Below are 13,585 nucleotides of genomic sequence, written 5' to 3'. Positions count from 1 at the left end.
TATTACCAGTAAGTAGATTATATCACTTGATAAGACTTGAAATAACTTATTTTTGTTTATTCAACTATGCACATGCAAAAAACCTTTGGTCTATTTTTAATCGGGATGGTGTTAAGCACACAGCTTTTTTCCCAAACCTGGATCAGAATGCAAAGCTGGGGCTTAGATCTTGAATCTATTACCTGGGTAGATGAAAATGTGGGATTCGCCGCGGGTGAAAACATCATTATTCGTACCACAGATGGGGGAAATACCTGGGAAGAGCTGCCGGTGATTTTTGAAGGTAAATTATTGGATGTTTCGTTTTGGGATATAAATACCGGTGTGGCTGTAGGGGAAAATGGGCTAATCCTTAAAACCCAAGATTCTGGCAATACCTGGACTAAAATACCTGCAGGTACAAGTCATTCTTTGAAAAGCGTAGCTTTTTCCTCTCAAAATAAGATTCTGGCAATATCAGGTGGAGGTGAAATTCTGCGTTCAACCAATAATGGAGAGACTTGGGCAAAGGTGAATTCTGGAACGGAAAGAAGTTTGAATGAGATAAACTTTATCAATTCAGACACCGCATATATAGCCGGAAACCAAGGATTGGTTTTAAGGACTTATGATGGAGGAAATCAATGGAGATCTCTGAATTCTGGTCAGGTGGCAAATCTGAATGGAATTGCTTTTTCTTCTTCGCTAATAGGTTATGCGGTAGGAGATGGCGGTATTATTACTAAAACGCTTGATGGAGGTGAAACTTGGATACCTCAAACTTCCCCAGTGACTACGGATTTAAAGAAGGTAGCAATCAGCCCATTGGATATTCGGATTGTTACAGTTGTGGGAGATTTGGCAACTGCTCTTCGATCTATTAACTCCGGAGCGACATTTGGCAAGGCGAACTTAGGCACCAAAAATACTCGATATATAAAAGCTCTAGCGTTCAAGCCAGCCAGTAATCTTGTTTTTGCGGTTGGTCAGGATGGTTATCTTATTTCCTCCACTAATGCAGGAAGTAGCTATACCCAGCGACTGGCAGGTATCCGCAATAATTTTTCTGGCACAGACTTCAAAACAGATCGAGCTGGGCATATTACGGGCCAAAAAGGAGCTGACTACATCACTAGCAATGGAGCCACTAGCTTGGTGTATAGACCAATTCCAGAAGAAATTGATATTGTGGGAATGGATTACTGGAATACTTCCTTTGGGTATGTGGGTGCTGCATCCGGGAAAATTTACAGAACTGGCAATGGTGGCTCCTCTTGGGTATCCGTCGCAGCCCAGACTCCAGAGACAATTACTGGATTTTACCTTTTTGCGCCTTCAGTTCTCTACATCACAGGAACTAACGGTTACATAGCCAGGTCTTTCAACTCAGGAGTAACATGGGATGCTGCCGGCATTCAAACTAACACCAGCGAAAACCTGAGAGATATCACATATTTTGACTACCAAGTGGGTTTTGCCATGGGGGATAATGGTCAGATCAGCTGGACAAATGGCGGGAATGTCTGGGAAAATCTCCCAAAATTGACTTCTGAGGACCTGAATGCTTTATCGAAATTGGATTCTAGTAGTGCTGTGATTGTAGGAGATGCGGGAGTCATTCTGAAGTCGGTGGACAAGGCCAAAACTTGGAAGAAGATAAATGTTCCGTATACTGAGGATTTAAATTCTGTTGACTTTTGGGACAACTATTTGGGTTTTGTTTCTGGCGATAATGGACTGATACTTCAAACGAAAGATGGCGGCGAATCCTGGGTGAAAATACCAAGTGGAACTATTCGAAATATTACTGGAATAAGTGTCGGTACACCCACGGTAGCTTTTGCTGTTGGGGATGATGGTACAATTTTGAAATATGTATGTATTCCGCCTATTGATCTTAGTGAGATTACCGGAGAAAATCAACTTTGTCTCACAACAGGCAATTATTCAATAGCAAATTCTGCAATACCTGGGGCTCAATTGGTTTGGCGTGCGGATGGCGGAGAAATTATTTCGGGACAAGGCAGTAGTGAGATTGAGGTATTGTGGAAAACTCCCGGAAGAAATGGTGTCTTTGTCAGCATGGAGAATTTCTGTGGTAATGGCAACACCTCTTCTATGGAGGTGATTATATCAACTAGTCCAACTGCTACTATACAAATTACAGGAAATGGATCTGTTTGCTTAAATGATACCATTATTTACTCTTTACCAAAGTTAAATGGAGTGAGCTATACTTGGGAGGCTAGTGGTGGTGCGGTGGTGGATGGCCAAGGTACTTCAGAAATTAAAGTAAAATGGAATGCCTCTGGCAGCCAGGAGCTGCGTGTAATTCAAGAAAACTCGTGTGGAAAGGCCGTTCCTGTGCTAATGCCAATATCGGTGAATAGGAATCCAGATCAACCGGGAGAGATTCAAGGAGAAAATCAAACAGGATTGTGGGAAACAGAATATGAAATTCCTGCCCAAGATGCTGTGAATTTTATGTGGAAAATCTCAAATGAAGGTGGCAGAATATTACAAGGACAAGGAACAGAAAAGATAATCGTGCGTTGGGAAAAGGAAGGTGATTTTCAGCTGAGCGTTACGCCTGAAAACGGATGTAACTACGGTGAAGCCAGAATCCAGAATGTAAATGTGAACGTAATCACTGTCTTGCCAGAGAATGAAGACTTAAACGTTCGCGTTTTTCCCAACCCATCCACGGGTACAGTTGAGCTCCATTTAGGTGACGGAAATTATAAAAGCATACAAGTCATTAACGCTTTTGGCCAAGTCATCCAGTCTATTGACCTGTCTAATGGCACTAATGAAATTACGTTGGAGCACTTACCGAGAGGGATGAATTTGATCCAGCTTTATACTGAATCGAGTGTCTTGGTAAGAAAAGTGGTTGTTTACTAAGTAAAGCTAGAAAGGAGCCAATGTGAAGGGATTAGGATGACTAAGACCCTTGCCAAGTCTGCAAGACCAAAGTTGACCTTGGTGGTTGTTTTGATCTTAATGAATACAAGGAATTAAATCTACTATGATTTCCCCATAGAAAAATCCCCTTGAAATTCTTGGTGAGAGACTCCGTTACTGCTCGCCGCGTATGTTAACGTACTGGAAAATATCTCCCACAGTAGTATTTTTCACAAAAGCTTTTTTCAAAATAGCCTCAGGAAAATAACCTGCTTTTTCTAGGACATTCATCGATTGACCATTGAAATCATAGACTTGGGCGAAAATGCGCTCAATGTCAAATTTCTCAAAAATATACTTGGTGTATAGTTTTACTGCTTCAGTAGCTATTCCTTTTCCCCAAAAAGGCTCACCAATCCAAAAGCCTAACTCCATATTGGTACGGAGTTCATCTTTTCCTCTCTCAGAGCCTACCGAGCCTGCCAATCTTCCTTCAAACTCTACTGCAAAGTTTTGTGGAGGATTAAATTTCTGATTGTGCTCAATCCAATGACGTGCATCGTGGATGGTATAAGGCTGCGGATAGCTATCCTTAAGATTCATTGCGATCTTGGGATTATTGGCCAAAGGATAGAGTTGATGAAAATGAGCGTCATTCCATGTCACTAGACGTATTTCTCTTTCTCCGGTAATAATCATAAAAGTCTGATGGTTAATTCTTCAAGGTAATAGGCAAATCGCAGAATCAATAAAATTCTAACGGAATTTATACAAATGATAAGCCTATTCTTCTAATCCATTGGTATTCATCCTGTCAAGGTTTTCGGCAAACCTTAATGAGGATATAAAATCCTCAATATGTCCATCCATTACCTCGGGGAGATTATACACAGTTTTATTTATTCTATGGTCGGTAACTCTGGATTGTGGGTAATTGTAAGTACGAATTTTGTCTGATCTGTCCCCAGATCCCACCATTGATTTGCGTTGTGCTCCTACGGCATCATTGTGTTTTGCCAGTTCGATTTCATACAATCGGGATCGCAATACTTTCAGCGCTTTCTCAAAGTTCTTTATCTGCGACTTTTCATCCTGACAGGTTACTATCAATCCAGAAGGCTCATGTGTCAATCTTACCGCAGAGTAAGTTGTGTTCACAGATTGTCCACCTGGGCCTGAAGAGCAATAAGTGTCTTTACGCACATCATTCATATCGATGTTCACTTCCACTTCGTCCATCTCTGGCAGTACAGCCACAGATGCAGCTGAGGTATGAACTCTCCCCTGAGATTCCGTAGCAGGTACTCTCTGCACGCGGTGCACACCAGACTCGTATTTCATCCGGCCATATACATCATCTCCACCTGAAATAGTGGAAATGATTTCTTTATATCCTCCCGCAGAGCCAAAGGTCAAATCCAAAACTGTTAGCTTTAGATTCTGTCTTTCGCAGAATCTCTGGTACATACGGAAAAGGTCTCCGGCAAAAATCGATGCTTCATCACCACCAGCACCACCTCTGATTTCCAGAATACAATCTTTGGCATCATTGGGATCCTTAGGTATCAGAAGTTGCTTCAGTTCATTTTCAAGTTCCTCTTTTCGAGGTCGAAGCTCATCCAATTCTGATTTGGCCATTTCTTTGAAATCAGGATCTTTTTCCTTGTCGAGAATCTCTTTGGAGCTGGTAATATTTTGCAATACTAAACTATATTCGTCATAGACATTTACAATTTTTTCTAAGTCCTTGTATTCTTTGTTCAGCTTGGCATACTTGCTCATATCCGCCATAGACTCTGGCAGAATGATCAATTGCCCTACTTCTTCAAAACGTTCTTTGATTGATTGTAATTTGTCCAGCATAGTTTTTTAATCGCTGCGCAAAAGTAGACAAATTTATCCGGAGGGGGAATACCTCTTCCAACTATAAAGCGGAAAGGAGTGTAGCGCTTTATTGAGTTATTGCGTCTCAAATACGTGAAACACCCAAAAAACTTACTCCTCGCCATTGGCTTCTTCTATATCCTGGGATGTGAAGAGGAAAAGCCCAACAACACTTGCATAGACTCAGACAAAATAAGGCAAGGGGCTTGTACTTCAGATTACAATCCTGTCTGTGGTTGTAACGGCATAACATATTCAAACGCTTGTGAAGCAGACTTATCTGGTGTTACTTCTTGGACAACGGGGGAATGTAATTAAAAAAGGCTGCCCGTTTGGACAGCCTTTGAAGATTATTCTACGGTTACAGATTTCGCCAAATTCCTCGGCTGATCTACGTTACAGCCTCGCATCACCGCTATGTGGTAAGAGAGTAACTGTAATGGAACTACCGCAACAAGAGGAGCAAAAGCTTCGTGAGTTGCAGGGACTTCAATCACATGATCTGCAATTGCTTTCACTTGCGTATCTCCTTCAGTGACTACAGCGATCACTTTTCCTTTTCTAGCTTTTACTTCCTGTATATTGCTTACTACTTTTTCATAAGAGCTATCCTTAGTAGCAATAAAAAATACAGGCATTTCTTCATCTATCAAAGCAATCGGGCCATGCTTCATCTCTGCAGCCGGATATCCCTCTGCATGGATATAGGAAATTTCTTTGAGTTTCAAGGCTCCTTCTAGAGCAACCGGGAAATTATATCCTCTGCCCAAGTAAAGTGCATTCCTTACATTCTTGTACTCTTCAGCAATATATTTGATTGCATCATTTGTTTTCAATGCCTGCTCCACCTTTCCAGGGATTGCCTCTAGTTCATGTAAAAGCTGTATATATTTACTTTCTGGCAAAGTGCCTCTCTGATAACCTAGCTTGAGGGCCATCATAGCTAGTACTGAAATCTGAGCCGTAAAAGCTTTGGTAGATGCTACCCCTATTTCAGGGCCTGCGTGAGTATAAGATCCTGCATGCGTTGTTCTCGGAATCGATGATCCTACCACATTACAAACCCCAAAAATTGTTGCTCCTTTGGATTTGGCAAGCTCGATAGCTGCCAAAGTATCCGCAGTCTCACCGGATTGGGAAATGGCAATTACAAAATCTTTTTCACCTACGACAGGATTTCTATACCTGAATTCAGAGGCGTATTCCACCTCTACAGGAACGCGGGCAAATTCCTCAAAAAGATATTCTGCTACTAGACCAGCATGCCAAGATGTACCACAAGCTGTGATAATGATCCGCTCAGCATTTTGGAATTTATTCATATAATCACGTAAACCTCCTAGAACCAAGCGTCCTGACTTTGCGTCCAGACGACCTCTCAGGCAATCAGCAATTGACTTGGGCTGCTCGTAGATTTCTTTCAGCATGAAATGGTCGTATCCACCTTTTTCAATGGCTTCCAATTCCATTTCCAGTTGATTGATATAGGGATTGGTTTCTACGTTCTCAATAGTTTTTATCTGAAGACGATTGTTACGGATAACTGCTATTTCAAAATCGTCCAAATAGACCACCTTGTTGGTGTATTCGATAATCGGTGTGGCATCAGAGGCAAGGAAGTACTCGTCTTCTCCTACCCCAATAACCAATGGAGAGCCTTTTCTGGCTGCGATTAGCGTATCTGGCTCTTCTTTATTGATCAATACAATTGCGTAAGCCCCAACTACCTTATGAAGGGCTAGTCTAAGTGCCTCCTCCAAACTACAGTGATTATTGAGCTGGATGTCCTCTATAAACTTAATGAAGACCTCTGTATCAGTATCTGACTGAAAAGTGTAGCCTTTCTGTTGAAGATCCTGCTTAAGTACCTCGTAGTTTTCTATGATTCCATTATGGATCATAGCAATTTTTTCAGAGGAAGAATAATGAGGATGTGCATTGGCATCATTTGGCTCACCATGGGTGGCCCAGCGTGTATGACCAATACCGATGGTAGATCCTAAATCAGAAGTGGACTCAAGATATTTTTCCAATTCGGAAACTTTTCCCTTCTTTTTATAAATACTTAGGCCATTGCTGTCCAATAGCGCAACACCAGCACTATCATAACCTCGGTATTCTAGCCTTCTAAGGCCTTTGATGATTATAGGCAGGGCTTCTTGTTGCCCCACGTATGCTACGATTCCACACATATAGAAAAATTCTAAAGATAAATTTTAACTTCTGCAAAGAAACAGCTTTCATCCCAAAAAAAATAATCCACTTCCTAAAAATTAGAAAGTGGATTATAAGATCTTCTTCGAAATCGATTGTGCTACCTAGATCTGGAGTATATTACTTTTACTTTTACTTTATTTTTACGTACTACAAATTGGCGTAGGGACTTTTTGAAAACGTCACTTCCGTCCTCTGCAAAGAAACCTCCATAAAGCAGCCAGTCTTTTCTTGTAAGTTGTTCCCTGAATAAAGCATTGACATGGGATGTAATGAACTGACTATATATCCTAGTTTCCGAATTGTATTGCAAGACAGTTGGAGAATTTGTGTTTGGGACCTCTTTCCCGTTCTCATTTGTGAATACTTGTGAAAATCCGTCTGCCTGAACACTTAATGAAATACCAGTCGAGGATGTTAAAATATCATTTCTTGAATCCGTAAAATGCATTGCAATAGTTGCAGGAACTAACTTTGTTTCGGCCTGTTCTTCCAGTTCACCAATTTCCAGAGCAACTTGATTGAATGTTACTCCCGAAAGTGTATCCAAGAAGGCATCAAATGGGCTAGTGTCCAGTTTGATGACCATTCCAAGACCTGCTTTCATTCCTACAAGAGGACCTACATCATATGCCTTCTTAGTTTCTGTGACCACCGATGTTGGAGTTCCAGTTTTATCGCTTTTAATACCGCTAAAACTCCTTGCTGCAGCAAATGATCCGCCTGAGAGCCTTACACCTGCTGAAATATTGTAGCTCTTAGAAGTAGTATCCCCTTCGCTATGATAGTAAGCAAGAATTCCGGTGCCAGTCCCTAGACCCACACTGATTGATGTATTATCCCCTTGTTTACCCTTTATTGCAATTCCAGGGAAATAGTCTCTGAAACCAAATACATTATTAAAATTAATACCGTCTTTCATCTCTGCAAATATCTCCGCAGCAAATTCAGGCGTTACCTGAAGAGAAACTATTGTGTCTGTTTTTTCTCCGAAGACAACTTCACCCGAAGCTAAAGGAGTTGCTTCATAAGTCAATTCATCGAAATTGTAATAAATTGTATCGAGAATTTGCTCCTTGAGTTTATGCACCGAGTAGAATTTGGCTTGATCTAAATCATTACCACTTATACTTCTTATATTTAATTTGAAGAAAATTGAATCCAAAATTGCATCCGCTTTCGGAAGGGTTGCATTGGGATCAAATGAAAGTCTGGTATATCCAGTTCCAGATGTCTTCCCAAAGAAGTCATCTTCCTCTTCTCCCACGACAAGGACTGACTGGTTGGTCGTATTAAATGAATCCAGTAATACTACCTGAGCAGGAAGTTCAAACTCCTCGAAAACAACACCGATTTGGTTGTTTCCGGGAGCTAGCTCAATGCCTACTGTAGCAGGGTCACTACAAGAACTAATTAGAAATAGGGTCAGGACTGCCCCAAATGCCAGATTAACCGGCGAGGTTGGTATATATGTCGAAGAGCTCTTCATGAGCCTGCGCTTCTGATTCTGATTCAATACTGATTTCAAACTTTTTGTCTTTTGAGAAACCCTCGATTAGTTGGTTTAATTCTGCGGAAACTTCACCGCCTTTGACTATCAAGTCGGCATACTCCATTCCCATCTTGATAAATCCTGTGTAATCTTTGCTCATCAAAGGTGCTAAAATAGCGTCATCTATATCGACCATCTTAACCTTGTTTAACAAATCATCGCCAAAGGTATGCGAAAATCCATTGTTATAAACCGCGAAAACAGATTTAGTGTTTTTGAAGAGTGGCTCACTTTTGTAGGTGGTCTTCAAATACATCGGTATCAAACTTGTCATCCAGTCATTACAATGAACGATATCCGGAGCCCAACCAAGTTTTTTGACCGTTTCAATTACTCCCTTACAGAAGAAAATTGCTCGCTCGTCATTGTCTTCGTAGAACTTGTGTTGCTTGTCATGGAATACATGTTTGCGTTGGAAATAATCTTCATTGTCTATAAAATAAACTTGAAGCTTCGCGTTTGGTATTGAAGCAACTTTAATTACTAAAGGTTTCTCCTCTTCTCCCACTGCGATATTAATGCCTGACAATCTCACAACCTCATGAAGTCTATTCTTTCGCTCGTTAATCAGGCCGAATCTTGGCACCAAAATCCGAATTTCCATACCACGCTCTTGCATAGCTTGAGGAAGGGATCTTAAGAAATTGGCAACTTGTGATGTTTGGAGAAAAGGGTTGATTTCACTGGCAACGTAGAGAATACGTAATTTGGACATGCTTATTGGATTTTAAGTTGAAGGTGAAAAAACAACTGCGCAAAGATAATAAAAAAAGCCTTAATAGCCTTGTTTTGTTGAATAATAATATACATTTGCCCCTATTTACCCATTCTAAACCCTCTACCAGTGCAAGTAATCTATACTGGAGCCGATTGGCAAAAATATTGGTTTAAATTCCTTAAAAGCGATAAATCCATAGGTTTGATCCCAACGATGGGAGCGCTTCATGAGGGTCATCTCGACCTGGTAAGAAAAGCCAAAGAAGAATCTGATATTGTGATCGTTTCGATCTTTGTGAACCCTACACAATTCAATAATCAGGAAGATTTTGACAACTATCCTGCAACTTTAAATGAGGATTTAAGTAAACTTAAGAGTGAAAATGTAGACTTTGTTTTCATTCCTAAAATAGATACTATCTATCCCGAAAAGCCCAAGCTTAGTATCAATTTTGGTGATCTTGAAACGGTTTTAGAAGGAGCCTTTCGACCAGGTCATTTTAATGGAGTAGGAATAGTTGTTTCCAAACTTTTCAACATCATCAAACCTCACAAAGCTTATTTTGGACAGAAAGACCTCCAACAAACGGGTATCATAAAAAGGTTGATCAAAGACCTTTCGATGGATGTGCAGCTAGTGATCGTGCCAACAAGAAGAGAAGATGATGGACTGGCAATGTCCTCCCGAAACTTACGCCTCTCACCCGAAGAAAGGAGCCAGGCTTTGATTTTAATTAACAGTTTGACCAAGGCGAAGCAGGAACTTTTAGCCATCAAGCCATGGTTTGAAGTGCAGAATCAAATCAAACGCGATTTTGAGGAAATGTCCTTGGCAAGTTTAGAATATTTTGAAATGATTCATCCTGACAGCTTTATGAACTACATGGATTTTGACGCAAGTCAGAAATCATCAATTTGTGTAGCAGCCTACCTAGGAAAAATTAGATTAATCGACAACCTGCCAATAATTTCCTAATTTTGCCGCAAAATTAAACCAATGCAAATTCAGGTACTGAAATCAAAGATTCACCGGGTGAAGATTACCCAGGCAGAATTGCACTATGTAGGCTCAATCACCATCGATGAAGACCTGATGGATGCAGCCAATCTTATTGCAAATGAGAAAGTTCAAATCGTCAATGTAAATAACGGCGAAAGACTGGAAACTTACGTGATCACAGGCGAAAGAGGTTCAGGACAAGTTTGTCTGAATGGTCCAGCCGCAAGAAAGGTACAAGTAGGAGATATCATAATCATCATTTCTTATGCAGGAATGGAAATAGAAGAAGCTAAAAAATTTAAGCCTGTTTTGATCTTCCCAGACGAGCAAAATAAACTCATCTGATGGGGCAAAAATACATCAGGCAATTTATCCAGATTTTAATTTCTCTAGGAATTGCAGTCTGGATTTTTTGGTTTTTGTACCAGGACATCGCATTAGATGAATTGATTGACCAAATCAGATCAAGTAATTGGGCTTGGATAATGTTTTCATTGGTGATCTCAATGCTTGGCTACCTCGTGAGAAGCTGGCGTTGGATTTTATTGATTGATACTGAGGAAGGAAAAAAAGTAACGCTGACACGTGCCTACCATGCTGTCATGATCGGCAACTTGGTCAACATGCTTATACCGAGAGCAGGAGAGGTAGCCCGATGCGGAGTTCTTACTCGGACAAATGGAATCTCTGTTGGCTATCTAATTGGGACTGTCATAGTAGAGCGTAGCGTAGATTTACTGTGTCTTGTAACTACCATTATCCTAGCTTTTTTAGTGGAAAAAGAGCTGTTCTTGAGTCTAACACGCCAACTAATTGATTTGGAATCCCTTGGGCAAACTATTCTTTCCAATCTTCCCGTTGTAGTTGGGGGAATAGCAGTTCTTATGCTTTTGATATTCTATATTTTCAAGCAGTTTCGTGACCATGGATTAATAAATAAACTCCAACATTTTTTCAGAGAGATTCTTTCGGGACTCAAGAGAATTGGCAAATTATCTAATCCAACAGGTTTTTGGATAAGCTCAGTTTTGCTTTGGGTTATTTATTTCATGACCATGTACACCATTTCTTTCGGTATACCCAGTACTGCCAATTTGTCTTCGGGTGAAGTGCTTTTAGTCATGGTAATGGGAAGTATTGGCATGATAGCCCCTGTTCAGGGAGGTATAGGCACCTTCCATGCACTGGTGGCCTTCATTTTGATACAGTTGGGTATCTCGGAAGTAGACGGGAAAATCTTCGCGGTGATTATTCACAGTACTCAGGTAATTGTAATATTAGGAGCTGGCCTTATAAGCTGGTTAATAATGATGAAATTACCGTCTTGGAAAAAACCCGAGCAAACTTAAAACGTATTCAACCTTGCAAACACAATAACTTATGATAATCCTTATTTTAATCGTAGTCGTATTCGCTCTTGCTGGATTTCTAGTGAGCAGAAAGCTCAAGAGCAAATTCAAGCAATATTCTCAGGTAGCACTTAAAGCTAACCTATCGGGAGCGGAAATAGCCAAACTTATGCTTGCCGACAATAATATCTCAGACGTACAAGTTATATCTGTAGAAGGTCAACTGACGGACCATTATAATCCTCAAAATAAAACAGTCAATTTAAGTCCGGATGTGTATTATGGGAGAAATGCAGCCGCAGCTGCAGTAGCATCTCACGAATGTGGGCACGCTGTACAACATGCCACATCCTATGCTTGGTTGAATTTAAGATCCACATTGGTTCCGATTCAAAACAGTGCAGGAAAGATTTTGAATTTTGTTTTAATTGCATCTATTGTAGGCGGTTTTTTCATCAATATCCCCAATGAAATCATTGGCTTTCTTATAGTGGGCGCCTATAGTATCATAACCCTCTTCACTTTGGTGACATTGCCTGTAGAATTTGATGCCAGTAATCGTGCACTAGCCTGGATCAAAACCAGAAACATCGTGACTCCCGATGAATATGCTATGTCCAAGGATTCACTTAAATGGGCAGCAATGACTTATGTGGTGGCTGCACTAGCCGCACTTACCACTTTGGCCTATTACATAATGGTTTTCTTTGGCGGACGGGATTGATACAGATCAAATAACATATTTGGAAGAGGGGCAAGCGTTGTCCCTCTTCTTTTTTTGCCATATATTCCTAACAGGTAGTTAAATTTAGAGAGAGTATTATGCATTTTGAACTTACAGAAGAGCATCGCGCAGTACAGGAAGCGGCGAGAGATTTTGCAAAAAATGAGCTTCTTCCAGGAGTGATCCAACGAGATATTGAGTCAAGATTTCCAGTGGAAGAGATCAAGAAAATGGGAGAACTTGGCTTCATGGGTATGATGATCGAGCCCAAATATAATGGAGGCGGTATGGATACCGTTTCGTATGTCATAGCCATGGAGGAATTATCCAAGATCGATGCTTCAGCTTCTGTAGTGATGTCAGTGAACAATTCACTCGTGTGCTGGGGCATAGAGAGATATGCTTCAGAAGCTCAAAAAGAGAAATACCTTAAACCATTGGCATCTGGACAAAAACTCGGAGCTTTTGCACTGTCAGAGCCAGAGGCAGGTTCTGATGCCACATCGCAAAAAACCGAAGCAAAACTTGAAGGCGATTACTATGTTTTGAACGGTACGAAGAATTGGATTACTAATGGTTCACAGGCTGATATATACCTAATTTTTGCTCAGACAGATCACAGCAAAGGGCATAAAGGCATTTCTGTATTTTTTGTAGAAAAGGGCTGGGAAGGCTTTACTTCTGGTCATAAAGAAGATAAGCTGGGAATCAGAGCATCTGACACCACTTCACTTATGTTTACAGATGTGAAAGTTCCGATAGAAAATCGAATTGGAGAGGAAGGTTTTGGTTTCATTTACGCTATGGAAACTTTAAATGGTGGAAGAATTGGAATCGCAGCCCAAGCACTGGGGATCGCGGCTGGAGCATATGAATTTGCACTGGCTTATTCTAAAGAACGTAAGACTTTTGGCAAACCAATCAGTCAGCATCAATCTATCCAATTCAAACTTGCAGATATGGCCACTAGTATTGAAGCGGCAAGACTTTTAGTGTATAAAGCGGCATGGTTGAAGGATCAAGGAGAAGACTATTCTCATGCATCGGCTATGGCAAAATTGTATGCTTCACAGGTGGCTATGGATGTAAGTATTGAAGCGGTACAAATACACGGTGGCTATGGATATGTGAGAGAATATCATGTGGAGCGTCTGATGAGAGATGCCAAAATCACGCAAATTTATGAAGGAACCTCTGAGATTCAGAAAATAGTCATATCCAGAGGTATCCTCAGATAGTAACTATTTTATTGAGAAAAGGGT

At 40.7% G+C, this 13,585-nt stretch carries 12 protein-coding genes; 7 read left to right on the top strand and 5 right to left on the bottom strand.

Annotated elements, in window-relative coordinates:
• Positions 1 to 72: 72 nt before the first annotated feature.
• Positions 73 to 2,883, top strand: a complete 2,811-nt coding sequence (locus BVH04_RS09465; RefSeq protein WP_169714402.1) for a YCF48-related protein — start codon at positions 73 to 75, stop codon at positions 2,881 to 2,883.
• 174 nt (positions 2,884 to 3,057) lie between these two features.
• On the opposite strand, the gene BVH04_RS09460 is transcribed toward BVH04_RS09465, so the two are convergent.
• Both BVH04_RS09460 and prfA read right to left on the bottom strand, forming a co-directional pair.
• On the bottom strand, positions 3,058 to 3,582 hold the full coding sequence (locus BVH04_RS09460) for a GNAT family N-acetyltransferase (protein ID WP_086541222.1): 525 nt from the start codon (positions 3,580 to 3,582) through the stop codon (positions 3,058 to 3,060).
• An 84-nt stretch (positions 3,583 to 3,666) separates the two neighbouring features.
• On the bottom strand, positions 3,667 to 4,746 hold the full coding sequence (prfA, locus tag BVH04_RS09455; RefSeq protein WP_086541221.1) for a peptide chain release factor 1: 1,080 nt from the start codon (positions 4,744 to 4,746) through the stop codon (positions 3,667 to 3,669).
• A gap of 114 nt (positions 4,747 to 4,860) precedes the next feature.
• Here prfA and BVH04_RS09450 point away from each other — a divergent pair, with 114 nt between their 5' ends.
• Entirely contained in the window at positions 4,861 to 5,085 is a 225-nt protein-coding gene (locus tag BVH04_RS09450; RefSeq protein ID WP_240510893.1) for a Kazal-type serine protease inhibitor family protein, read from the top strand.
• Positions 5,086 to 5,117: 32 nt separating this feature from the next.
• On the opposite strand, the gene glmS is transcribed toward BVH04_RS09450, so the two are convergent.
• From glmS to BVH04_RS09435, 3 genes are all read right to left on the bottom strand, one after another.
• Positions 5,118 to 6,959 carry a glutamine--fructose-6-phosphate transaminase (isomerizing) gene (gene glmS, locus BVH04_RS09445; RefSeq protein WP_086541220.1) on the bottom strand — a complete coding sequence of 614 codons (1,842 nt, stop codon included), beginning with the start codon at positions 6,957 to 6,959 and terminating at the stop codon, positions 5,118 to 5,120.
• A 122-nt stretch (positions 6,960 to 7,081) separates the two neighbouring features.
• Positions 7,082 to 8,470: a DUF4270 family protein gene (locus BVH04_RS09440; protein WP_086541219.1), complete on the bottom strand. Its 1,389-nt coding sequence runs from the start codon at positions 8,468 to 8,470 to the stop codon at positions 7,082 to 7,084.
• Positions 8,430 to 9,248 (bottom strand): glycogen/starch synthase, encoded by an 819-nt coding sequence (locus BVH04_RS09435; RefSeq protein ID WP_086541218.1) that lies wholly within the window; start codon positions 9,246 to 9,248, stop codon positions 8,430 to 8,432. Before BVH04_RS09435 ends, BVH04_RS09440 begins: the two co-directional genes overlap by 41 nt.
• 129 nt (positions 9,249 to 9,377) lie before the next feature.
• Here BVH04_RS09435 and panC point away from each other — a divergent pair, with 129 nt between their 5' ends.
• The 5 genes from panC to BVH04_RS09410 all read left to right on the top strand — a co-directional run bounded on the left by panC (position 9,378) and on the right by BVH04_RS09410 (position 13,561).
• Positions 9,378 to 10,226: a pantoate--beta-alanine ligase gene (gene panC, locus BVH04_RS09430; protein WP_086541217.1), complete on the top strand. Its 849-nt coding sequence runs from the start codon at positions 9,378 to 9,380 to the stop codon at positions 10,224 to 10,226.
• 21 nt (positions 10,227 to 10,247) lie between these two features.
• Positions 10,248 to 10,595, top strand: coding sequence for an aspartate 1-decarboxylase (panD, locus tag BVH04_RS09425; protein ID WP_086541216.1), 348 nt, complete (start codon positions 10,248 to 10,250; stop codon positions 10,593 to 10,595).
• A complete protein-coding gene (locus BVH04_RS09420; RefSeq protein WP_086541215.1) occupies positions 10,595 to 11,599 on the top strand; it encodes a lysylphosphatidylglycerol synthase transmembrane domain-containing protein in 1,005 nt (334 codons plus the stop codon). Before panD ends, BVH04_RS09420 begins: the two co-directional genes overlap by 1 nt.
• 31 nt (positions 11,600 to 11,630) lie before the next feature.
• Complete coding sequence (locus BVH04_RS09415) at positions 11,631 to 12,323, top strand: zinc metallopeptidase (protein WP_394335227.1); 693 nt, start codon at positions 11,631 to 11,633, stop codon at positions 12,321 to 12,323.
• A 98-nt stretch (positions 12,324 to 12,421) separates the two neighbouring features.
• Positions 12,422 to 13,561, top strand: coding sequence for an acyl-CoA dehydrogenase (locus BVH04_RS09410; RefSeq protein WP_086541214.1), 1,140 nt, complete (start codon positions 12,422 to 12,424; stop codon positions 13,559 to 13,561).
• Positions 13,562 to 13,585 lie beyond the last annotated feature (24 nt).

The sequence above is a fragment of the Algoriphagus antarcticus genome, assembly GCF_002150685.1.
GTDB classification, from domain to species: domain Bacteria; phylum Bacteroidota; class Bacteroidia; order Cytophagales; family Cyclobacteriaceae; genus Algoriphagus; species Algoriphagus antarcticus.
This window is presented reverse-complemented; position numbering and strand designations above follow the sequence as displayed.

Bases quoted from the DNA above. Each gene is read 5' to 3' on its own strand.
- BVH04_RS09460 (WP_086541222.1), bottom strand. From the start codon at position 3,582: ATGATTATTACCGGAGAAAGAGAAATACGTCTAGTGACATGGAATGAC.
- prfA (WP_086541221.1), bottom strand. From the start codon at position 4,746: ATGCTGGACAAATTACAATCAATCAAAGAACGTTTTGAAGAAGTAGGG.
- panD (WP_086541216.1), top strand. From the start codon at position 10,248: ATGCAAATTCAGGTACTGAAATCAAAGATTCACCGGGTGAAGATTACC.
- BVH04_RS09440 (WP_086541219.1), bottom strand. From the start codon at position 8,470: ATGAAGAGCTCTTCGACATATATACCAACCTCGCCGGTTAATCTGGCA.
- BVH04_RS09410 (WP_086541214.1), top strand. From the start codon at position 12,422: ATGCATTTTGAACTTACAGAAGAGCATCGCGCAGTACAGGAAGCGGCG.
- BVH04_RS09415 (WP_394335227.1), top strand. From the start codon at position 11,631: ATGATAATCCTTATTTTAATCGTAGTCGTATTCGCTCTTGCTGGATTT.
- BVH04_RS09435 (WP_086541218.1), bottom strand. From the start codon at position 9,248: ATGTCCAAATTACGTATTCTCTACGTTGCCAGTGAAATCAACCCTTTT.
- BVH04_RS09420 (WP_086541215.1), top strand. From the start codon at position 10,595: ATGGGGCAAAAATACATCAGGCAATTTATCCAGATTTTAATTTCTCTA.
- glmS (WP_086541220.1), bottom strand. From the start codon at position 6,959: ATGTGTGGAATCGTAGCATACGTGGGGCAACAAGAAGCCCTGCCTATA.
- BVH04_RS09465 (WP_169714402.1), top strand. From the start codon at position 73: ATGCAAAAAACCTTTGGTCTATTTTTAATCGGGATGGTGTTAAGCACA.